Raw genomic sequence first — 19,852 nt, forward strand, 5'->3', positions numbered from 1 at the left:
AGCAAACCAAGCACGGAGGGATTCTGCTGACGAGGTTGCATGTGAACAACCGAGACAAAGGAGCCCATAATGGCCGATCTCAACGACATCAACTCGCTCGCAAGTGCTTTCGAGGAGTTCAAGAACACTAACGACAGCCGCCTCGCTCAGATTGAGATCAAGGGCAGCGCAGACTACGTTACCACCGACAAGCTCGACAAGATCAACGCTGATCTGAGCGCACTTCAGGCTTCCGTCACTGACGTGGCGAAGAAGTCCAACCGCCTCGGCGCAGTTGAGTCCAACGCAGACGTGCAGGCACATGACGCCGCTTTCAACAGCTTCATGCGTAAGGGCATCGACGGCAACCTCGGTGAGCTTGAGCAGAAGGCAATGAACACCGCCGTTCCAGCTGAAGGTGGCTATCTGCTGCCAAAGCAGGTCGAAGCTGGCCTGTTCACCACTCTGGAAACCCTGAGCCCGCTGCGCGCACTGGCTTCGGTCGTTTCCGTCTCCACCGACGACTACCGCTTCCTCTCCAACCTGCACGGCACTGAAGCAGGCTGGGTTGGTGAGACCGATGCCCGTCCAGAGACCGCAGGCCCAGCCCTGGCTGAGACCCGCGTTCCAATGGGCGAAATCTACGCAAACCCAGGCGTTTCGCAGCGCGCTCTCGATGACCTCTCGGTCAACGTGGAAGCACTGCTGGCAGAGGAAGTTGCTCGCGCAATCGCGATCAAGGAGAACGCAGCGTTCGTGAACGGCGATGGCGTGAATAAGCCGCAGGGCATCATGACCACTGCTGGTATTGCTTCGATCAAGACCGGCGTTGCTGCCGATCTGCCTGCCAATGCGGACTTCGTGTTCAAGATGATCTACGGCCTAAACTCGGCTTATCGTCAGAACGCACGCTTCGCTTCGGCTTCCGCAGTGACCGCTTCGCTCCGCACCATCAAGGACGGCAACGGCAACTACATCTGGCAGCCTTCGCTCATCGCTGGCGAGCCAGCTACCCTGGCAGGCTACTCCCACTCCGAAATCAGCGAAATGGACGCGATTGCCGCTGGCAAGTCGCCTCTCCTCTTCGGTGACTTCAAGCAGGGCTACCTGATCGCTGATCGAATCGGCGTTCGCGTGCTGCGCGATCCGTTCACCAAGAAGCCTTTCGTGCTGTTTTACAGCACCAAGCGCGTTGGCGGCATGGTCAAGGACAAGAACGCTTTCATCAAGCTCCTCGTCCAAGCTTAAACACGCTTGGGGCGGCCAACATTGGCCGCCCTAAGTGGCTTAGCGTCCTCTCGGGACCTTTAACCCGACCTTTTCAACGTTCTGTATGGGCCCGTAAACGGCCCTCTTCCACTCGCCCGTTAGCGCACAATATGGAAACAGCGCGGCCAAATCTGCCAACGAGCCCAGGAATATCTCAGTGCCCGCAGGTATTCTCGTTATACCTGGTGAGACCCTAGCGTATATGGCAGCGCGCTGCTCATCCGTCGGGGCTTTCAGATGCTCTGACAAGCGCCCCTCCTGTTCCTTCAAAGTTTCCTGTTCAGTCCACTTCGCACAGCGCCAAGGCTTCCAACCTGGTAAGCTGGCATACACGTATGGCTTGTAGCTGCCTTGGCTTCTAAGGGTAGGTTGCCCAAGTGCGCCTTCATCCGCCCTGAAAGCTACGTTTGTTGAATAGCCCACCTTCAAGACGTGCAAACCGTGGTTGCCCGTGAGTTCCCAAATCGCGCGGTCCGCTACATCATGCCGCCAAACGTAGCACCCGGGACCGTCTAGATCCATCGGGACTTTGATCTCATCCATTCTCATAGACGCCTCCCGCGGCCTTTCTGGATGTCAGATCTTAAACAAGACTAAACGTCCGCTTCGTCTGTCTCTGCTAAGTATGAGATGGAAACCCGTCTCATCATCACCGCCGACGAGGTCAAGAACTGGTGCCGCATCGACAGCGATGCAGAAGACGCTGCGATTGAACTCCTCATCCTCACCGCTCAGGAGCAGGCCGCAGCTTATACGGGCCTAACGCTCGATCCTGAGACGTGCCCCTCCAGCATCAAGAAGGCAATCGCGGTCTTCGTCGCTGACCTTTACGCCAACCGCGAAGGTCAAACGGTCGGCGTAGCGACCTTCCACCGCTTGCTGAACCCTTTCAGGACGAGCGTCCTGTGATCGCGGCGGGCTCCCTCAACCACCGCATTACGATCCGAGCGGCCACCACCAGCGTCAACGAGGTTGGCGAGCAGATCGAAAGCTGGACGGCGGTAACGAGCGTCTGGGCGCAGCGCATGTCGCTCAAGCTGGTTGAAGTGAACCGCATGGCCGGTCTCGACCAAGCGGCCGAAATCAAGTTCCGCATCCGTCACCGCACCGATCTGACCACGCTGATGGAGGTCGAGCACGAACGCAGGCGCTACCGCATCACCTCCGTTGAGGAAGTGGGCAATCGCGAGGCGACGGACCTCTTCGTGAGGGCGATCTAATGGCGGGTCGCAGGTCGTTCTCCCTCCAGGGCGCAAAAGCCCTCAACGCGGCCCTGAAAGACCTTGGGCCGGAGACGGCAACCAAGGCAGGTGCCACGGCTTCGCGCAAAGCGGCCAACATCATGCGCGATGCAGCGCAGGAAGCCGCTCCACGCGGCACTCAGCCCACGACGAAGAAGTGGCGCAACAAGGACGGCACCCAGCAGGAAGCCGATTACGGACGCCTGCACGAGAACATCAAGACGCGGAAGCAGAAGGCCCGAAAGGCTCACACCATCCGCTACATCGTCACCACCAACAATGCGTTTTGGGGCCGCTTCTCCGAGTTCGGCACCGAGCATGAGCCCGCTCGTCCGTGGTTTGGACCGGCCATCGAGCAGATCGCCGGCAAGGTGGTGGACGCAATCTCCGACGAACTAGGGCGTGCCATTGATCGTGCCGCCAGGAAGGCACGGAAATCGTGATCGAAGCCACTCTGACGCGCATTTTGCGCGAAGCATTCGCGGCGACTTATCCAGCTGGCGGCGATCCGGCCAAGTCCGTGTTCCCCCTAGTTGCACCCAAGGGCAAGACCGCCCCGTTTATCACTTACACGCGCTCGTCTGCGTCCAGGTTGTATGACCTGGAGGGTGCAGTGGGCGTCGCAAGTCCCACTTTCCGAGTTGATGCTTACGCGAGTGGCTATTTGGAAGCGCGGAAGCTCGCAAACTCCATTCGTATCAAGCTGGACGGCTACGATGACGCGGAAGTCCACAACGTCGAGTTAGTTCAGGAGCGCGATCTAAGCGATCTGACTTCCAGTCCCGACTTGTTCCGTATCCAGCTGGAGTTCCGCATCACTCACAACGAGGAGACAGGCGACTAGCCTGCATAAGTAATGGTGAGGCCCGCTTGTTGTTGGGCTGAACCCAATAACAAGAAGGAGAGCCAGATAATGGCCAGCAACGCAGTTAAAACCAAGAACACTAAGCTCGAAATCGAGACCGGCGCCGACACCTGGGTTCAGGTCAAGGGCCTGACCAACTTCTCCGGTCTGGGTTCGGGTTCGGCGGCTGTGATCGACACCACCGACTTCGACAGCACCGCCAAGGAAAAGGAAATGGGCCTTCTTGATGAAGGTCAGGTCAGCATCGACCTCATGTATCTTCCCAAGGACGCAGGCCAGCTGGCGCTTAAGGCTGCTCGTGGCACCCAGGCGAAGACCGGCGTTCGCATCACTCTCTCGGACGGCACCAAGTTCGAGTTTGACGCATTCGTTCTGACCTTCGAAAAGTCGGGTGAACTGGACGCAGTTGTTGAAGCCACTGCAACCCTGGAAGTCACCGGCGGTGTCACCGAAACCGCAGGTGCCTAATGGCAACCCTGCTTTCTCGTAAAGCGATCCTCACGGCAGCACGTCCCTGCATCGACATCACGGTGCCTGAATGGGGGGACGATGCTGTCGTAAGGGCTCGTCAGATGAGCACGACTGAACGTGCCGACTACCTCGAAACCATCCGCGTCTATCAGCACGCGCTAGAGGCATGGGAAGACGATCAGAAGCTGCCCGAAAAGAAGCGCAAGAATGTGACGAAGCCGGACGAGGTTCACTCCGGCGTCCTAGCCATCGTCCGCAGCCTCGTTGACGAGGAGGGTAAGCGACTGTTCCAAGACGAGGATATGCCTCAGTTCGCGGATATGTCGTTCACGGTCGTGCATCGCATCTTCGATGCAATCCAGAAGCTCAACCAGTTTCGTGAAGCTCCAGTCGAACTCGTCCTCGAAAAAAAAGGCTGAAGGATAATCCAGAGCGACTGTTCCTCTTCCGACTAGGTGCCTTGCTCGGCAAGAGCCTATTGGAACTGGACAACATGCCGTTGGACGAACTCAACGGCTGGCGTGCCTACTGGCTGCTTGAGCCCTGGGGTTGCCACCCAGCAGACGAACGCACTGACGCTCTGCTCCGTATGCTGTTCGCCATCAATTCCAAGAAGGGAACCAAAATCCCCGACAGGTTCATCGACCGCGATCCTGAGCCCGTCGCAAAGCGCACAACTAAGCCAACACGCAGGGAACTGGAAGCCAACATCCGACAAGCCTTCGCAGGGTTCAAGGTCACTCGCGTTCCCGCAACACCAGCCGAGCCAACTGCCCCCGATAAGTAATCAACAACTTGATTACACGGGGGCCAAATGGCGCAAAAGATCGGATCACTCTACGCCAGCTTGGACCTGGAGAGTGCCAACTTCCTAAACGGACTTAAGAACGCAACCCGCGCAACTGACCGTGCAGCTACCAGCATCGACAAAGCGATGTTGAAGGTCAGCACGGCAGTTAAGGGCTTCGTCGCTGTCTGGGCTGCGAACAACGCCATTCAGGGCGCTCAGAAGCTCATGGAGTTGGCCGACGCAGGCAAGAAGCTGGAAGGTCAGCTTCGCCTCGCAACTGACGGCTTTGGTTCATACGGACAGGCGCAGAAGGACGTTCAGCGTATCGCGGCTGAGACCCGCGCCGACCTCAACGAGACTGGCATGCTCTACGCGAAGAACTCGCGCGGCGTGAAGGAACTCGGAGGAAGCCAGCAGCAAGCGGCGCTCATGACCGAGAACTTCAACAAGGCTCTCAAGGTAGGCAACGCCAAGACGCAGGAGAGCGCGTCGGCCATGCTTGCGTGGGGTCAGGCGATGAACTCCGGCAAGATGGAAGGCGAAGACTACAACTCCATCATCGACGCATCCCCTCCGCTCATTGAGGCGCTTGCTCGCGCACTCGGCAAGCCAATTGGCGAAATGAAGAAGCTGGTGGAGGAAGGCAAAGTCACTGGTCAGGTGATGATGGATGCACTGACCAAGCCGGAATACACCCAGAAGCTCATTGACGACTTCCAGAAGGTCCCGAAAACCTGGGAAGAGACCGTAACCCTCATCGAGAACCAAGCACAGACGCTCGTCACCGCGTTTGATCGCGGTAGCGGCCTGAGCAACGCAATCGTGGACCTCTTCCAGTCGGGTGTCGATGGCGCGACCGACATGGGACGCAGCCGAGAACAAGGGCATCGAAATGCGTGCCGAATTCGAAGCCACGGCACAGACCATCCGAGACGGCTTCGAAGCTCTGGAAGATGCTTTCGAGCCTCTACGGCTGGCCGCCTCCGCTATGTTCGGTGACATTCGCATGGAGGCGATGAACACGCGAGATTACGTCGCGAGCCTGTTCAAGACCATCGACCAGCTGCGAAACGCACCAGCCGACTTCTCGATGATGATCCACGATAAAATCCAGAAGGAGACGGGCGTGAACATGCCGAAAGGCTGGTTCGTGGGCGAGAACCACCAGCGTTCGGACATCGCCGGTAACTGGACGCGCAACTATGATCGCGTCGTCAATCAGCGCAAGGGCGACAAGTCCAATCGCCAGTTCGCCGACCAGTTTCCCAACCTCGTTTACAAGCCGAAGCCGGGCGGCAACATGATGGATTGGTGGAATGGCACTGGTGCTTACGCGCCAAAGCCCAAGACAACCCCTCGCCCACCGACGAACGACAAGAAGAGTGGCGGTCGCAAGGGCGGTGGTCATCGTGGTCCATCGGCAGAGCAGCTGGCCCGTAAGGCAGAGCGCGAAGCCACTGAGCAGCGCCGTGACGCTCTCAGCTACGCCAACGATCTTGGCCGCGCTGAAGGCGACCTCCTCGACGCACGTTCCAAGCTCACCATGGTCACGGAGGACCGCTACACTGCCGAGCGCAAGCAGCTAGACCTCGAATTCGAGGAGCGCGCCCGCAACCTCAAGGAAGAAGGTCCCGAGGGTAGCAAGCGTTTCAGCGAGGAGCAGTTCGACAAACTCGCGGGTCTCGACGCTGAACTCAAGGTAGCGCGCCAAGCCGAAATCAACCTGCGTGAAAACCAGGAGATTGCGGATCAGCGCCAAAAGCTGGCCGCGGCGTCCCTCCAGAACGCAATCGACCTAGCTTCCTCGGAAGGCGACCTTGCCCGCACGACCAAGGATCGTCGCGCCGCGCAGCTTCGCATTCTCGACCTCTCGTTCCAGCAGGAGAAGTTGGCGCTGGACGCGATTGTCGCCAGCAGCACCAGCACCGACGCGGAAAAGCAGATCGCGCAGGCGCGCCTTGCGATCCTGAATAAGCTCAAGGCCGGTGAAACCAAGAAGGTCGAGCAGAACACGCTCTCTCCAGGTCAGGCTTGGCTTGATGCGATCCCCAAGACCGCTGGCGAAATCAACGAGAACATGGAGCAGATCGCCGTTGACGGCCTGGACAGCCTCAAGGGTGGATTGCTCGAAGCGATCAAGGGCGTCGGCTCTCTGGGTGATGCCTTCGGTGCGATGACGGGTAAGGTCATCGACGGCCTGCTCGACATCGCTCTCCAGCAGATGCTCATCAAGCCGCTGGGCTCGCTTCTGTTCGGCGGCACCGAAGGCGGCGGCGGTGGCCTGTTCGGTTCGCTCGTCGGCGGATTGACCAAGCTCGTTGGCGGTGGCGCTGCCCCGCTGGGCGGCAAGGCCAACGGTGGCATGGGCAATGCTGGTCGATGGCTCGTCGGTGAGCATGGTCCGGAAGTTGTGGACGTTGGTGGCCCGTTCAACGTGGTGCCCAACAGCAAGCTCAACGGAGTGCGCGGCAATGGCGCTCCAAGCATCAACGTCAGCTTTGGTAGCATCACCAGCAACGACCCTGATGCCGTGAAGGCAATGGCGCATCAGGCGATTGCGGAAGCCGCTCCTATGCTCGTGAAGCAGGCCAGCGATCACACGATGGGAAGGCTCCAGCGCCCTCGCATGTAACTTGGTCATTCGTCGCGGCTTACCATACGCTCGCGTCGCACATTTCACGCAAACGCCAGCACTCCTCCTTAAGAGAAGTGCTGGCGCAAAACGCAATCAGCGTGAGAACTGACCCGTTCCGATCTTAGCGTGGCGGCGTAGCCGTTCCGGTCGTGCTGCCGCTCGATGAGCTAGTAGAACCTGAGCCGGACGAACCCATTGTGCCTGCACCGCTGTTTCCCATGCTGCCGGAGCTGCCGGTTCCCATCGAGCCGGATGTCCCCATGTTCATCGGATCCGAGGCGCCAGTGCTCATCGAACCGGTTCCGGTTCCCGACGTGGAGCCGGTGGTGCCAGAGTTCATCGTGTCCGGCATGCCGGGGGTTGTAGATGTCGAGCTGCTGCTCGTGCCTGCCCCGGTAGTTCCAGTTGAGCCGTTTGCATGCGATCCGGACGTCCCGCCGCCATGCTGGCTCTGGTTGCGGTTCTGAGCCTTCGTGCGCCGATTATTGCGCTCGGCGGAAGTGCCGCGCTGGGCACCGGTTGCGGTGCTATCCTGTTGGTTGGCTGAACTCTGGCCGCTGCTGGTCGTTCCGGGAGTCGTCGTGCCGCCGGTCGATTGAGCAACTGCCGCCGCCGGAAGCAGTAAGGCGCCCGCAATGATTAGTGGAAGCTTACGCATGTTAATTCCTTTGGATGCGAGGTGCATCGTCCGTCATCAACGTCGTGAAACCAGCATGTGTCCGAGGCAAGCTGCTATGAGATGAAATAAACATTGGGAAATAACTTCGCCGGATACGGTGCAATCGGAGCGCTGATCGCAATCTGAGCCGGGACATACTGCTAAGTATGCGATGGCCACATATCCGCTATCGTTTCCCAGCAAAGCGCCCGCACGCGAGAAGCTGCAACTCAACTATCGTCAGACCGCGATGGAGAGCCCTCACACGGGGGCTTTCCAGGCGACCAACACTGCGGCGCAGTGGAACCTAGAAGTCACCTGGGGCCGCATGACGCAGGCCGAGGCGCAGATCGTCGCCGCCTGGATCAACAGCCTCAAGGGTCAGGTTGGCACCTTCCGCTATTCGCCCCGCATCAACATCGGTGTTCCCGTTACCGGCGTGACGCTTGCCCAACCGGCCTACGCCTACGGTGACGTCTGCCGAATGGGTGGCTGGGCCGCTGGTGCAGAAACACGCCTCCGCGTCGGCCAGTTCTTCAACCTAGGCGACCAGCTGCTTCAGATCACGGCAGTAGCGGCAATCGCGGACGGCAATGGACACGCGCTCGTCGAGTTCTCCCCGATGCTCCGCAAGGACTTCGCAGCGGGCACGGAGGCCAACTTCACTAAACCAACCGGCGTCTTCCGTCTCATCTCAGCGGAGAGCCCAGCACCCACTCTGGATACGGATCGAGCGCCTGAGTTCCCGACCCTCCAGGCCAAGGAGGCAATCTAATGCGCTACGGCACAAACACTGAAATTCTGAACGCCCTTGAAGCGGCAGGCATCACCACGGCCATCCTCGGCAGCTTGGAATTTAAGAGCGAAACCGTGAACGTGTGGACCGGCGCTCACCCGCTGACCATTTCCGGTAGCGCGGACACGAGCCTAGACGGCAAGACCTTCGACCCGCTTGTTCATGGCGTCGTGTTGAACATCGGCGACAATGCCTACTCCATGTCTGGTTCTGAGGCATTGAAGATCGCGCTTGCGATCCCAAGCGCACCAAGTGAGGCAATCGCCGCTGCTTCGGTTTACCCAGAAGAATACCAGGGCCGCAACGCTACCCTGTGGCGTGCCCTCATGATCGCACCGCCAGGGGTTGGCACGCCTCCTACTTGGGTTTTCCGCCGCATCCGCTCTGGCGCGATGGACACTGTCGAAATCAGCAACGACGGTCAGGCGCATACCTTCACGCTCAGCATCGAAGGTCATGCCTCGCTGATCAGCAACGCGACAAACTCAACCTACATGGACCAGAAGCGTTTCGACGCAGCCGACACCAGCCAAGACTATGTAGCGGCCTGTGCTAACGGCGATCCTGCACCTAGCAAGAGCAAGTCGAGCGGCTTGGCTCGTGCGGGCGAAATCATCCAGCAGAACCAGTCGCAGGACTTCCGCTTCAACTAAGGACCTTGAAGATCGCGACGACTACCTGAAGGAACGGGACGAAGTGCCCCTTCAACGGATCATCGTTTCGAACATACCCGTCGCCCAACTCCATCGCGATCTTCGGCTCCAGGTTCGCACACAGTGGGTTGGATGGCGAAGGCTTGCGAACTCGGGTTGCGTAGGCACGGTCTTGCTTCAGGTCGATAGTGACTGAATACCTAGCGCACTCTGCGTTGTCGTTCACATAAGACACGCCAGCCGGCGAAAACTCCGCGTCGAACCAATTGAGATCAGGTGCGTGAAAATACTTGTCGTTGGCGCTGACCGATGCCTCGACGCATTGCCGTGTCTCTTGCCTACATTCGATCTTCACCAGCCCTGGCGTCAACTGGTCGCCACCATCGCTTCTGAGCCACCGACCGCTTGCAATCACAGTGTCTCGTAGCTTGAAGATCGTCTTCATGGCGGATGGCTGAGCGCCCTCTGCATTATTGAGAACCGCGAACTCGCGCGTGAACTCCAGCAGTATCACCGCGATGAAAAACGCGACCTTCCACCAATTGCGCCGATTACCCGGCTGTAGCTCAGACTTTGTAGCTTCGCCCATGACAAGCCCCCTGCGCTTGCCTCATGGCTTGCAGCATCGACGTTTGTCTATCCCTCTCGTCATCAGGCTCGCGATGCTAAGTAATGGATGTTCACGACATCCGCACTTAGCCGCGCTCCAGATTGGGAAGAGCGCCTTTCCGTCTACCTAGACCGAGTTCGTGACGAGCCCTTCAAGTGGGGCTCTCACGACTGCGCTCTGTTCGCCGCTGGTGCGGTCAAAGCGATGACCGGCACCGATCCGGCCGCAGACTTCCGAGACACCTACACGAACCGCACTGGGGCTGCCGCTGCTCTTCAGGAGCATGGCGCGGGCACGCTCCTCAAGACCGTCACCAGCTGGCTAGGCGAGCCCAAGCATCCGGCATTCGCCCAGCGCGGCGATGTCGTGATCAAGGACCGCAACACCCTCGGTGTCTGCGTCGGCCTCCACTCCTGGTTCGTCGGTGAAGAGCACGGCGCTCAGGGGCTAGTCGCCCTCCCCACCGCCAACTGCACCAAGGCATTCACGCTGCCTTACGCGGTCGCGGCCTCCAGCGAGGAGGGCCGCTAATGTCGAAGATCGTCAAGACAGTAGCGGTTGTCGCACTCGCAGTCGCTGTCGTCGTCTTTGCTCCGCAGATCGCGGGTGTTCTCGCTTCTGTCGCTGGTTCGCTTGGTGCGACTGTCACAGCGGCGGCACTTACAAGCTCCATCATCGGCATGGGCTTGACCCTTGCGCTGACTGCAACGGCTTCCTTGTTCCGCAAAGCGCCAAGCATGTCGCAGTCTTTGGTGGACAGGCTCAACACCAGCGTTGTTCCAACTGCGCCACGTAAGATCGTCTTCGGCACCACTGCCGGTGGTCAGGACGTTCGCTTCTTCGAAGGCGAACTCGATCTCCCTTCGACCAAGAAGGACGGCTACGTCCAGGTCATCGCGCTTGCGTCTCACAAGATCAGCGCGTTCAAGCAGTTCTACGTCGAGAACGACCTGGTTTGGTCGAACGGTAGCTGGCTCAAGCACCGGGACGGCTTCTCGCCTTCCAATCCGCTTCGCATCGTCACTGAAGGCACGCGCAGCAACGGCTTCTCCGTCGGGTCGGGCCGCTACTGGACTGCGAGCGCCAGCTTCACCGGCTGCGCCTACTACGTGCCAACCTGGAAGCTAGACGAGGAAGTCTGGGAAAGCGGCATTCCGCAGCGCCTCACGGCGATTGTCGATGGTTGCCCGGTCTATGATCCTCGCCGCGACAGCACGCGCGGTGGTGCGGGCTCGCATCGTTACGGCGATCAGAACACCTACACCTTCAACGAAGGTGCAACGCAGATCGGGCGCAACCCTGCCCTCGCGCTGCTCACCTACCTCATCGGCTGGAAGATCAACGGCAAGCTCGTGTGGGGCATGGGCATCCCTGCTCACCGCATCGACCTCGATAACTTCCGCACCTACGCAAACCTCTGCGAAGAGCGCGTTGCTACTGAGGCCGGTGGAACCGTTCAGCGTTACACGGCTGACGGCATCTACAGCACCAGCGATCCGCACGACACGGTAATCAACGCCCTGACCGCTGCGATGGGCTCCTGCAAGCTCACGGATCGAGGCGGCAATTACTGCCTCGTCGGCGGCTACGACGATACCGCAGGCCCCAAGGTCGTGTTCACCGCTGACGACCTCGTTGCTCCAGCGAACGGCGCAAGCCCCTACATCTGGAACCCGGCCCCCGCGTCTCGAGAACGCTACAACATCGTTCGCGGGCGTTTCGCCAATCCCAACGAACTCTACCAGCTGACCGATTGGGGCGACCCTATCGAGCAGCCTGCACTCGCAGACGGCATCCCTCGCACGATGACGCTGGACCTTGGCGCGGTATCGCGCGCCGAGACCTGTCAGCGCATCGCCAAGCAGTTCCTACTTCGCGAATACCTCTGCCCAGGCATGTTCTCGGCCACGTTCGGCCCTAAGGCCTTCGCAGTAGAAGTCGGCTCCGTCATCACCTTGTCGCTGCCTGCCGAGGGTTGGAACAGCAAACTGTTCCGGGTCATGGAGCAGGCCGAAACGCACGACCTCTTCTTCCAGATGACGCTCCGCGAAGAAGACCCGGCAATCTACGCCTGGGATCGCGAAGAGAAGCCCCTACCCACCAGCATTCGCCCACAGGGCTACGACGCAAAGGCGACCATCACCCCGGAAGGCCTGGCTCTAACCAGCGCCAGCTACGCAGGTGCCAACGGCATCAACATCTCCGAAGTCCACGTCTCGTGGACGCCGGAGGCAAGTGGCCGTGTCAGCGGCATTCAGATCCAGAGCCGTCCGGCCGGATCGGAAGGCTGGACTGAACAGGCCGCTATCTTCGATCCCAAGGCTGGTAGCTTCACGTTCACGTCGAACGCTCCGGGCATCACCGTTGAGGTGCGCGCTCGCTATCGCATGATCAGCGGCGTCTACTCACCATGGGTTCTGGCGAACGTCGCAACCGCTCCTGTTCAGATCAACTACGGCGACGTTGAAGACGCCCCCAAGGACCTGCACGAGCTTGATCCTGTGCAGGGCGGCAAGCTCGACGGCATCCAGCCTGGGGCAACTGTCGGCGGCACGATTGGCGTAGACATTAAGAACCCAGACGGTTCGACGTGGAAGCCAAGTGAAGTATCGCTCGACATCACGCCGCCAGCGATCCCAACCGGCCTAACTGTAACGTCCAAGCTGACCGATGCAGGCGTGACCCTAACTGCGACCTGGAACGCTCCAGCGGATGCGGACCTTGCAGGCTACAATCTCGCCATCGCGGAGAACGATGGCAACTTCATCGACTTCACCGTTGGTTCGCCACGCTTCGAGCGGACGGCGCTACCACGCGGAAGTAAGTTCTCGCTCAAGGTCAGCGCCTTCGACAAGATGGGCAATCCTTCGCCTTACAGCGCGGTTGTCGATCACGTTACCGCCAAGGACGATGTTCCTCCCGCGATTCCGACCGGCATCAACATCGAAGCCGCGTTCGAGACCGTCTTCATCCGGTGGATCAATGCCGCTGACACCGATCTGGCATTCGTCAAGGTGTATGAGGGCACAACCAACGCACGAGCTAACGCCACTAAGGTCGCGGAAGTAAGCGTTCGAGCAGGCGGCACGTCCACCTATACACGCTCAAACCTCACCCCTGGCACCTACTATTACTGGCTAAGGTCGGTCGACACTTCTGGAAATGACAGCGCGGACACTGCGGTAGCAACCGTCACCACGGCTGGCCTGACCAATACCGACCTGACTCCCGGCCTAGAAATCCCCGGCAGCGGTCCAACTCTACCAGCTGCCGCAAGCTACGCCGGTTCTCAGTTCTACAACACAACGGAAGGCAAGCTCTACCGCAAGGTCAACGGCGCTTGGACCGCAACAGTCGATGGCTTCGACATCAAGAACAACTCCGTTCAAGCTGAGAAGATCGCGGCCAAGCTAGGTGGCGGCAACCTGCTCCGCAACACCATGATGGACAAGCTGCAAGGCACGGGTTCCGTGGTGCTTCCTCTTGGGTTCACTCAGTATGACAACTCCCAAGGAAATGACGGCGTTTCTTCCTGGTCTGTGACTACTGGCCGATACGCTTCTACCAAGGCTATCCGCACCACATTCCCGACGAAGAACACCAGCACTAAAGGCTTTTACCTCGCAAACTCCGGTGGCGTTAACAACCTCGGCATCTTCAAGGTGGGAACGCCCTATGTGATTTCCTTCTACGCACGCGGCTCGGGCAGTGCGTTGAACAACTACCTAACTCTAGCCTACAATAACGCGCCCACCACCAGGATTGATACCAGCAGCCCTCTGCTAACTGCCGACTGGCAGCGATACGTGTGGCGGCTTCGCTGGGATGGGGCAACGCCCGATCCTAGTATGTTCTTCACTGTGGCCCCGGTTCAAGGCGCGGGCTGGTGGGAAGCTACCGAACTCCAAATTGAAGAGGGTGAGGTAGCAACTGCTTACTCGCCTGCTTTCCTCGCGGGTGAAGTCTCCAACGGCTTCATCGCGGCGGATGCTGTCACGGCTGTCAACATCAAGGCGGGTGCGGTCGAGGCCGACAAGCTGGCTGCGAAATCCGTGACCGCCGATAAGGTCGCGTCCAACGCGATCAACACCAACAATCTGGTGGTTCAGAGCCGTCCGATCTCCCTAGTCGGAGTGGACCCGCGCATCGACAATGATGGCGCGCTGCGCTGGAACGCTGGCACTATCACCTATCCCGACGATACCGGCGCTTACGTTACCAAGAACGTGGTGGCCGGCGGCAGCTTCTGGAACGCTGCTTGGGGGAATGGTGCGGTAAACCTCTGCTTTGATACCTTCAGAGATGTTGGTCAGCTCTTCTTTGTCAACAATGATAGTTTCAAAGATAATCGCTCTTGGGTAGCTTTGGGTGTCTGGGACAAGGCAACGGGCTTCACCGCTCGCTCTGGCGTCGGCACTCTTATCCAGGGCAACCGGATTGTCACTGGCTCCATCCTGGCTGACCAAATCAAGGCCGGGACCATTGGCGCTTCAAGGCTAGCCGTCACCAACAGTCAAACGCTCAATCCAGACCCCAGCTTCGCTGATCCAAACTCCTGGAACAACGTGGGTCCGTTTAACGGCCCGCTGACTTACGCACCCGACGATAGCGCAGTGGGAAGCCGGGGTTGGTTCGTGGACACAGCTGGCTTCACCTCAAGCGAAATGGGCAGGACCGACGCGATCACGCTTTGGGCTGGTGCCGTTGTGCCGCCTGGAACTGGACGCCAGCATCTCTACACCAACGGGTCAATCAAGGTCCAAGCAGGCACGACCTACGAGTTCACCGCCACATGCTTCAACAACAGTAATCAGACCATCTATGTCCTGGCTCGCTGCTCCAACGTGAACGGCGGTGGCACTGGCGATCTCCAGTTCGGGTTTGATCCCTCGACTGTCCGCCAGACAAAGAGGCTCACAGTCACGATCCCGGCTGGCACAACGCAGTTCGGTTTCATCATCTACAACGATGCAACAAGGGCCTTCACTGGCTATGCTCGTGTGGGCGGTGTTGAACTCACGAAGTCGGTTGGCACAACGCTGATCGAGAACGGTGCAATCACCACCGACAAGATCACCGTTGGTGCAGTGCAGGCCGCCCAAATTGCTGCCGATGCAATCACCGCATCAAAGCTGGCGATTGGTAATTCAGATAACATCGTCACTGACAGCGGCATGACTGATCCAGCTTGGTGGAGCGGCGGCGTGCCCGATGGTCGCCTGACCAGCGAGGATCGTTCCTTTACTTCGTTCAGGAGCACGCTGGCTATCCGCCCAGGTGGCGGCATCGACGTTCTCTCCAAGTTCTTTGATGTAGAGCCCGGTGCGACCTACCGCATCGTTATGGGCTTGCAGACCCGCGACATGGCTTCAGGTGGCACGTTCAGCCCAATGATCCACATGCCGGGTTACCAGTGGTTTTCTTTAAAGTCAGGTGGCGCAATCACCCCCGGCGATGCGGCAGGCCAGTATGGTCCTAGCTTCAGCGACAACGTGACCTTCACCGTCACCAACCCGTTCACAGTCGGCACGCGTCAATGGCAGTTCCGCTTGGCCGGCCAATTTAGCGGCCTCGTCAACTTCGCTGTCAGCATCGTCCGCGTCAATGACACAACGCTCATCAAAGATGGCGCGATTACAACCAACAAGATCACTGTGAACAGCCTAAACGGCGACCGCATTCAGGCGGGCACGCTGTCCGCCGACAAAATCCAAGCGGGCTCCGTTATGGCTGGCAGTGTCGTGGTTGGAGGCTCGACCCTGGAGAGCATTCGCACCACTGCAATCGGTGCGAATAGCAGGGCTACAGACGGCCTGTTCTTCTCGGACACTCGCAACGACAACTTCACCCCAGCGTGGTATTGGACGAACAAGCCAAGGAGCACCTACAGCGAGTTCAAAAGCGCCGGCACTATCGGGCTGAGTGCTGGCGGTTCCTCGCCGTATCTGCGCCTGATTACCACAGTGCCTTGGAGCGACAGTTCGGGCGGCCCGATTCAGCAGCAAGCGGTTGATAGCGCGGGACGCGAGTGGAACCGTTTCTCGGCTGACAATACGAACTGGAGCGCCTGGATCGACGCAGGCGCACAGGTCAACAAGGGTGTCACGCGCATTGAACCCGGTCGCATTCTCATCCAGGGCGACACGTCGCTAGATAGCTGGCGCGACCAAACGGAAATCCGCGGTGGTGCGATCAAGGCCAACAGCATTGATGTCTCGAAACTGACGATCAATGGCCGAGGACTTAGCTTCATCGGCTTGGACTTCCGCTGGGAGCCTTCGAACAACTGGGTCTACTGGTCAGAGGGCTACATCTACTGGATTGGGGACAACGGGGTCGCAACAGCGGAATACGTTGCAGCCGGTAGCACGGGCGGTGCTGCCGCCCACTTGTGGTTCTACTGGTATCCCGGCTCTGGCAAGGTCAACTTCAACCAGGAAAACCCCGCTGGTAACAACCGGGTGATGCTTGCTGCGTGGTGGGGTGGGTCCGCGCTGAACGTCAACTACGGCGGCACGATCATCCACGGTGACAGGATCACCACTAACACCATCCATGCAAACAAGATCGTTGCTGGAACGATCACTGCCGACAAGATGGCCGTAACCAGCTTATCCTCGATCACAGCAAACATCGGTTCGCTGGTCAGCTACACGCCTGACGGTGGCCGGGTGGAGCGCGATGGCAACGGCTCCCGCATGTATGGACCCAACGGAGCCCTGCGCTTCTTCTGGGGGTATCGGCCATGACCTCCGGCGTCGAAGGCTACAACAGTGCCGGTCAGGTCATCTTCAGTGAAACATCCTACGCTGGCAACTTCGTAGGATCGTTCAACACTGGCGGTCAGAAGACCGGATCGTTTGTGGATGCAAGCCTCATTGGCCGCATCCTGATCCACTTCCTGCCTCAGAGCATAAGTCTCTATGGCGGTCCAAAAGTCACTCTTGATCCTAACAGCGGCACGGTGACTTGGAACTACGACATTCAGGTCCAGGGACAGGGCGCGCCACCCATTCCCTCGGAAACAATCTGGTATGGTGGCTACTGATGGCTTTTGGATTTGAGACTTACACGCCCGATGGACGCAGGCAGCTTCTAGATACCTATCGCTACTTCAGGCTGGAGACAAAGCAGGTTCTGGACGAAAGTAATTGGACCCAGAACGAGCAGTTGGTTTCCGGTGGCCTATCGACTTGCAAGGTAGTGTTCGTCCCAGGGATCAGCTTGGCTGATACACCCATGGTCGCACTGTCCTGTGAAAGCGGAACAATGGCTCGTGTGTCTGACGTTTCGGGCGGTATCAATGTCACTATTCATCGCATCAGCAGGACCAGGAAGGACACAGTTACCATGTATGTGTTCTCCACCCGAAGGCCACCTGACCCCAACTATGGAATGGGGCTCTATGATGCGAACGGGCAAATCCTCTTCTCGATCACCACTCCGATTGTGAAGCCGCTGGGCACGTATGAGAATGGAACTTACACTGGCGTCAGCATGGAGGGCCGCACTTGTGCCCACGTCTCGCAGAGGTGGTCCAACACGGTTGAACTTGTGTTCAGTGAAGGCGGCTTTGGTAGCTGCTCGACTACCGGCACCAGCGGTAGCATTGTTCAAGGCTATCAGTCTTACCGCCAGGACCGAACCCTACTGCGCCTCGTGAAGTGCATCGGTTCAACCATATCGGTCGATCAAACGAACTACACCTCGTCACTGTCACCATGGATTTGCAGCACGTTCCCGCGCGGAGCGCAGTCATCGGTTTACTCGATCCAGCCAAACTACCGCTCACTCGTAATCGACGTGACTAACATCTGAGACAGCTAAGTATCCGACAACCATAAGGAGAGCCCGTCAATGGCCGAAGAAATTACCCTCCGCGAAGCAGCTGAACGTATCAAGGCAGCTGAATGCGCGGCTTATACCAAGTTGGAGGAGGGCTTCACCGCTATCGAAGCTCTTGCCGACGAAATCCTTGCCGATCTGGACTTTCCAGAGGGCTTCCAGAGTGATGCAAAGCGCATCGCGACCAACATGCGTGCTAATGTGAGGTCGCTACGCGAGTATGAACTGAACGTCGCACGCAGCAAGTATCAGGCACCTTCGTTCCCGTTGGGCGCAGGCGCATACGATCAAATCGCTCCAGACCCTAACTACAATCCGGGTATCACTCCGCTGTATGGCGACAACCCGATAACTCCAGTTCCTGGAGGTCCGGTCAATGGCTAACGAAGTCGAGACAGTTCCAGCGACCGAACTCTCCCCAACTTCTGCAAAGCCATCGCTTCTGAAGAAGGTCGGTCGAGTTGCGAAGAAGGTGCTGCCGCTGATGAACAAGACCACTCTCAGCATCGTGCTCAGCTTGGCCGTTGGTTTTGGCGTCGTCGCACCTGAGAAGGCGACCGGCATCCGCAACGATGTTCTGGAGCCGCTGTCGCAGCTGGCACCTGTAATTGACGCGCTGGTGAACTGACATGGCTGAGAAGGAGCAAGGCTTCATCGAGAAGCACGCCGGGACGGCTATCATCGGCATTATCGGCTTCGTAGCTGCTCAGATGTATCTTGCTCCCGAGAAGACCACGAGCGTCCTCAGCTCGGTGCAGAGCCAGCTAGCCGCAATCGTGGAACAGGGTCGCGCTACGCGAGAGGACATCGGCAAGCTAAGCCAAAAGCTGGACACGACTGCCGATGGCCTCGCGGACGTGAAAGCTGAGGTAGCTGGCATCAAGGCCGCCCAAGCCACGGCAGAGCAGGAGCAAGGCCGACTGCGCGACCGGATGCGTGATTACGAGACGGAACGCGAAACTGCTGGCAGGCTCCCGCCACGATAGGCCGCGTCATGGCGTCCGAGCTGCTGAGGCCTCCACTCCAACGATGATGATCGTCAAGAGGATCAACCCCGCGCGGTCAGACACCTCCACCCGGAAGTTCGATCCCTCCCAGATCATCGTGGGGTGGTCGCGCATTAGCTGGGCCGCATATTCTGTAGCACTGGCTCGCGCGGCCCTGTGATCGGGTAGCTCCTGGCCAACTTGGTCGCGCACGCTCGTGCCGTCAGAAAAATTGAAAAAGTAGCGCATTTCGCTCTCCGTTTTCGGAAGAGCCCAAGCGTCTCTTAGCAGCTGGCACCCGAGGAAGCGGTCAGCGGTGTTCATGGAACGCTCAAGGGCGGAAATCGGCACCGACCACGTGGAAATACGGTATCCCAAGAGAGGCGCAGGTTCATCATCTATAGATTACCGCAAGCAATCGCTTCGGCTCAGCTCGCTACGGTGAACATGCCAAATTCTGGACCGAGGATCACCATCATGGTGGACAGCGACGATGCGCTCGCATTCTGGTGCCAGAAGTTCGGCGTCAGCCCGCGGCGCTTGCTACAGGCTATCGCGGCAGTCGGCACGTCCCCCCGCTTCGTCGGCGAATATCTTCTAGCACGATAGAGATCTGCGGTTGGCCACAGCTCTGCAGCGGTCTAAAGGCGCCTAAGGGCAGCCAGCGGATTGGGCTGTCAGCCGCCGCCACGCGTTCGCGAAATCATCCTAACCTGTCATGTGTTGCGAAACCGAATTCGGTGATATTCGATGAGCTTAGATGCATCGGTTCTACTTCCACTTGCACCAGTGCGGCGTCTCGTATCTAGACGAGGAGGGCCGCGAGCTACCCTCTTTTGAGATCGCGCTCCAGGAAGCGTTCCGCGAGGCACGGTCCTTAATGGCGGAAGAGATGAAGTCGGGACATCTATGTCTCGGTTGCAGGATCGACATTTCCGACAGCTACGGCATACCGCTTGTGTTGTTGCCCCCTAAATGGCTGACAGGGCCTCGGGTGTTTTCGCGATGAACTCGCGGGGTGACCTATAGCCGAGAGCGCGGTGTGGATGCACCT

The 19,852-nt window shown here is 58.8% G+C and carries 25 protein-coding genes; 23 read left to right on the forward strand and 2 right to left on the reverse strand.

From position 1 onward, the window contains the following. The first annotated feature begins 69 nt into the window (after positions 1 to 69). The 14 genes from FHT02_RS03200 to FHT02_RS03260 all read left to right on the forward strand — a co-directional run bounded on the left by FHT02_RS03200 (position 70) and on the right by FHT02_RS03260 (position 9,357). The gene (locus FHT02_RS03200) at positions 70 to 1,227 is read left to right on the forward strand and encodes a phage major capsid protein (protein ID WP_184084114.1); all 1,158 of its coding nucleotides are present in this window, start codon (positions 70 to 72) and stop codon (positions 1,225 to 1,227) included. 651 nt (positions 1,228 to 1,878) lie between these two features. Then, the gene (locus FHT02_RS03205; RefSeq protein ID WP_184084116.1) at positions 1,879 to 2,157 is read left to right on the forward strand and encodes a head-tail connector protein; all 279 of its coding nucleotides are present in this window, start codon (positions 1,879 to 1,881) and stop codon (positions 2,155 to 2,157) included. Next, complete coding sequence (locus FHT02_RS03210; protein ID WP_184084118.1) at positions 2,154 to 2,468, forward strand: phage head closure protein; 315 nt, start codon at positions 2,154 to 2,156, stop codon at positions 2,466 to 2,468. Before FHT02_RS03205 ends, FHT02_RS03210 begins: the two co-directional genes overlap by 4 nt. Further along, a complete protein-coding gene (locus tag FHT02_RS03215) occupies positions 2,468 to 2,932 on the forward strand; it encodes an HK97-gp10 family putative phage morphogenesis protein (protein ID WP_184084120.1) in 465 nt (154 codons plus the stop codon). Before FHT02_RS03210 ends, FHT02_RS03215 begins: the two co-directional genes overlap by 1 nt. Further along, positions 2,929 to 3,333 (forward strand): tail completion protein gp17, encoded by a 405-nt coding sequence (gp17, locus tag FHT02_RS03220; protein ID WP_184084122.1) that lies wholly within the window; start codon positions 2,929 to 2,931, stop codon positions 3,331 to 3,333. Before FHT02_RS03215 ends, gp17 begins: the two co-directional genes overlap by 4 nt. 69 nt (positions 3,334 to 3,402) lie before the next feature. Further along, positions 3,403 to 3,822 carry a phage tail tube protein gene (locus tag FHT02_RS03225; protein WP_184084124.1) on the forward strand — a complete coding sequence of 140 codons (420 nt, stop codon included), beginning with the start codon at positions 3,403 to 3,405 and terminating at the stop codon, positions 3,820 to 3,822. Further along, positions 3,822 to 4,244: a phage tail assembly chaperone gene (locus FHT02_RS03230; RefSeq protein WP_184084126.1), complete on the forward strand. Its 423-nt coding sequence runs from the start codon at positions 3,822 to 3,824 to the stop codon at positions 4,242 to 4,244. The genes FHT02_RS03225 and FHT02_RS03230 overlap by 1 nt, the downstream gene beginning before the upstream one ends. A gap of 41 nt (positions 4,245 to 4,285) precedes the next feature. Beyond that, entirely contained in the window at positions 4,286 to 4,612 is a 327-nt protein-coding gene (locus tag FHT02_RS03235) for a phage tail assembly protein T (RefSeq protein ID WP_184084128.1), read from the forward strand. Positions 4,613 to 4,639: 27 nt separating this feature from the next. Beyond that, positions 4,640 to 5,614, forward strand: a complete 975-nt coding sequence (locus tag FHT02_RS03240; protein WP_184084130.1) for a tape measure protein — start codon at positions 4,640 to 4,642, stop codon at positions 5,612 to 5,614. Further along, on the forward strand, positions 5,604 to 7,247 hold the full coding sequence (locus tag FHT02_RS03245; RefSeq protein WP_184084132.1) for a hypothetical protein: 1,644 nt from the start codon (positions 5,604 to 5,606) through the stop codon (positions 7,245 to 7,247). The genes FHT02_RS03240 and FHT02_RS03245 overlap by 11 nt, the downstream gene beginning before the upstream one ends. 152 nt (positions 7,248 to 7,399) lie before the next feature. Beyond that, complete coding sequence (locus FHT02_RS03250) at positions 7,400 to 7,717, forward strand: hypothetical protein (RefSeq protein WP_184084134.1); 318 nt, start codon at positions 7,400 to 7,402, stop codon at positions 7,715 to 7,717. A 6-nt stretch (positions 7,718 to 7,723) separates the two neighbouring features. Further along, positions 7,724 to 7,849 (forward strand): hypothetical protein, encoded by a 126-nt coding sequence (locus FHT02_RS21840; RefSeq protein WP_281393012.1) that lies wholly within the window; start codon positions 7,724 to 7,726, stop codon positions 7,847 to 7,849. 231 nt (positions 7,850 to 8,080) lie between these two features. Then, positions 8,081 to 8,683: a hypothetical protein gene (locus FHT02_RS03255; protein WP_184084136.1), complete on the forward strand. Its 603-nt coding sequence runs from the start codon at positions 8,081 to 8,083 to the stop codon at positions 8,681 to 8,683. Beyond that, positions 8,683 to 9,357 (forward strand): hypothetical protein, encoded by a 675-nt coding sequence (locus FHT02_RS03260; RefSeq protein WP_184084138.1) that lies wholly within the window; start codon positions 8,683 to 8,685, stop codon positions 9,355 to 9,357. Before FHT02_RS03255 ends, FHT02_RS03260 begins: the two co-directional genes overlap by 1 nt. On the opposite strand, the gene FHT02_RS03265 is transcribed toward FHT02_RS03260, so the two are convergent. Continuing rightward, a complete protein-coding gene (locus tag FHT02_RS03265) occupies positions 9,350 to 9,946 on the reverse strand; it encodes a hypothetical protein (protein ID WP_184084140.1) in 597 nt (198 codons plus the stop codon). The genes FHT02_RS03260 and FHT02_RS03265 overlap by 8 nt on opposite strands. Positions 9,947 to 10,033: 87 nt before the next feature. On the opposite strand from FHT02_RS03265, the gene FHT02_RS03270 reads away from it, so the two are divergent. The 7 genes from FHT02_RS03270 to FHT02_RS03300 are packed head-to-tail and all read left to right on the forward strand — an operon-like array spanning position 10,034 to position 18,798. Beyond that, a complete protein-coding gene (locus FHT02_RS03270) occupies positions 10,034 to 10,498 on the forward strand; it encodes a DUF6950 family protein (protein ID WP_184084141.1) in 465 nt (154 codons plus the stop codon). Beyond that, positions 10,498 to 16,716, forward strand: a complete 6,219-nt coding sequence (locus FHT02_RS03275; RefSeq protein WP_184084143.1) for a phage tail protein — start codon at positions 10,498 to 10,500, stop codon at positions 16,714 to 16,716. The genes FHT02_RS03270 and FHT02_RS03275 overlap by 1 nt, the downstream gene beginning before the upstream one ends. After that, positions 16,713 to 17,015 carry a hypothetical protein gene (locus FHT02_RS03280; RefSeq protein WP_184084145.1) on the forward strand — a complete coding sequence of 101 codons (303 nt, stop codon included), beginning with the start codon at positions 16,713 to 16,715 and terminating at the stop codon, positions 17,013 to 17,015. The genes FHT02_RS03275 and FHT02_RS03280 overlap by 4 nt, the downstream gene beginning before the upstream one ends. Then, positions 17,015 to 17,785 carry a hypothetical protein gene (locus FHT02_RS03285; protein ID WP_184084147.1) on the forward strand — a complete coding sequence of 257 codons (771 nt, stop codon included), beginning with the start codon at positions 17,015 to 17,017 and terminating at the stop codon, positions 17,783 to 17,785. The genes FHT02_RS03280 and FHT02_RS03285 overlap by 1 nt, the downstream gene beginning before the upstream one ends. Positions 17,786 to 17,824: 39 nt before the next feature. Further along, positions 17,825 to 18,196, forward strand: coding sequence for a hypothetical protein (locus FHT02_RS03290; RefSeq protein WP_184084149.1), 372 nt, complete (start codon positions 17,825 to 17,827; stop codon positions 18,194 to 18,196). Then, a complete protein-coding gene (locus FHT02_RS03295; RefSeq protein WP_184084151.1) occupies positions 18,189 to 18,440 on the forward strand; it encodes a hypothetical protein in 252 nt (83 codons plus the stop codon). Before FHT02_RS03290 ends, FHT02_RS03295 begins: the two co-directional genes overlap by 8 nt. Position 18,441: 1 nt before the next feature. Beyond that, positions 18,442 to 18,798 (forward strand): hypothetical protein, encoded by a 357-nt coding sequence (locus FHT02_RS03300; RefSeq protein WP_184084153.1) that lies wholly within the window; start codon positions 18,442 to 18,444, stop codon positions 18,796 to 18,798. 6 nt (positions 18,799 to 18,804) lie between these two features. Here the strand turns inward: FHT02_RS03300 and FHT02_RS03305 are convergent, their stop codons facing one another. After that, positions 18,805 to 19,047, reverse strand: a complete 243-nt coding sequence (locus FHT02_RS03305; RefSeq protein ID WP_184084155.1) for a DUF6894 family protein — start codon at positions 19,045 to 19,047, stop codon at positions 18,805 to 18,807. A 228-nt stretch (positions 19,048 to 19,275) separates the two neighbouring features. Between FHT02_RS03305 and FHT02_RS22180 the strand changes: the two genes are divergently transcribed. Both FHT02_RS22180 and FHT02_RS22185 read left to right on the forward strand, forming a co-directional pair. Next, a complete protein-coding gene (locus FHT02_RS22180) occupies positions 19,276 to 19,407 on the forward strand; it encodes a DUF3606 domain-containing protein (protein ID WP_184084157.1) in 132 nt (43 codons plus the stop codon). Between the two features lie 151 nt (positions 19,408 to 19,558). After that, complete coding sequence (locus FHT02_RS22185) at positions 19,559 to 19,807, forward strand: DUF6894 family protein (RefSeq protein ID WP_425506404.1); 249 nt, start codon at positions 19,559 to 19,561, stop codon at positions 19,805 to 19,807. Positions 19,808 to 19,852 lie beyond the last annotated feature (45 nt).

The organism is Sphingomonas xinjiangensis, from assembly GCF_014199255.1.
Lineage (GTDB): Bacteria > Pseudomonadota > Alphaproteobacteria > Sphingomonadales > Sphingomonadaceae > Sphingomonas > Sphingomonas xinjiangensis.

Excerpts from the sequence above, each read along its gene's own strand:
- FHT02_RS03260 (WP_184084138.1), top strand. The coding sequence starts at position 8,683 with ATGCGCTACGGCACAAACACTGAAATTCTGAACGCCCTTGAAGCGGCA.
- FHT02_RS03265 (WP_184084140.1), bottom strand. The coding sequence starts at position 9,946 with ATGGGCGAAGCTACAAAGTCTGAGCTACAGCCGGGTAATCGGCGCAAT.
- FHT02_RS22185 (WP_425506404.1), top strand. The coding sequence starts at position 19,559 with ATGCATCGGTTCTACTTCCACTTGCACCAGTGCGGCGTCTCGTATCTA.
- FHT02_RS03225 (WP_184084124.1), top strand. The coding sequence starts at position 3,403 with ATGGCCAGCAACGCAGTTAAAACCAAGAACACTAAGCTCGAAATCGAG.
- FHT02_RS03305 (WP_184084155.1), bottom strand. The coding sequence starts at position 19,047 with ATGCGCTACTTTTTCAATTTTTCTGACGGCACGAGCGTGCGCGACCAA.
- FHT02_RS03200 (WP_184084114.1), top strand. The coding sequence starts at position 70 with ATGGCCGATCTCAACGACATCAACTCGCTCGCAAGTGCTTTCGAGGAG.
- FHT02_RS22180 (WP_184084157.1), top strand. The coding sequence starts at position 19,276 with ATGGTGGACAGCGACGATGCGCTCGCATTCTGGTGCCAGAAGTTCGGC.
- FHT02_RS03275 (WP_184084143.1), top strand. The coding sequence starts at position 10,498 with ATGTCGAAGATCGTCAAGACAGTAGCGGTTGTCGCACTCGCAGTCGCT.
- FHT02_RS03300 (WP_184084153.1), top strand. The coding sequence starts at position 18,442 with ATGGCTGAGAAGGAGCAAGGCTTCATCGAGAAGCACGCCGGGACGGCT.
- FHT02_RS03295 (WP_184084151.1), top strand. The coding sequence starts at position 18,189 with ATGGCTAACGAAGTCGAGACAGTTCCAGCGACCGAACTCTCCCCAACT.
- FHT02_RS03270 (WP_184084141.1), top strand. The coding sequence starts at position 10,034 with ATGTTCACGACATCCGCACTTAGCCGCGCTCCAGATTGGGAAGAGCGC.
- FHT02_RS03245 (WP_184084132.1), top strand. The coding sequence starts at position 5,604 with ATGTTCGGTGACATTCGCATGGAGGCGATGAACACGCGAGATTACGTC.
- FHT02_RS03205 (WP_184084116.1), top strand. The coding sequence starts at position 1,879 with ATGGAAACCCGTCTCATCATCACCGCCGACGAGGTCAAGAACTGGTGC.
- FHT02_RS03280 (WP_184084145.1), top strand. The coding sequence starts at position 16,713 with ATGACCTCCGGCGTCGAAGGCTACAACAGTGCCGGTCAGGTCATCTTC.
- FHT02_RS03285 (WP_184084147.1), top strand. The coding sequence starts at position 17,015 with ATGGCTTTTGGATTTGAGACTTACACGCCCGATGGACGCAGGCAGCTT.
- FHT02_RS03215 (WP_184084120.1), top strand. The coding sequence starts at position 2,468 with ATGGCGGGTCGCAGGTCGTTCTCCCTCCAGGGCGCAAAAGCCCTCAAC.
- FHT02_RS03230 (WP_184084126.1), top strand. The coding sequence starts at position 3,822 with ATGGCAACCCTGCTTTCTCGTAAAGCGATCCTCACGGCAGCACGTCCC.
- FHT02_RS03255 (WP_184084136.1), top strand. The coding sequence starts at position 8,081 with ATGGCCACATATCCGCTATCGTTTCCCAGCAAAGCGCCCGCACGCGAG.
- FHT02_RS03290 (WP_184084149.1), top strand. The coding sequence starts at position 17,825 with ATGGCCGAAGAAATTACCCTCCGCGAAGCAGCTGAACGTATCAAGGCA.
- FHT02_RS03240 (WP_184084130.1), top strand. The coding sequence starts at position 4,640 with ATGGCGCAAAAGATCGGATCACTCTACGCCAGCTTGGACCTGGAGAGT.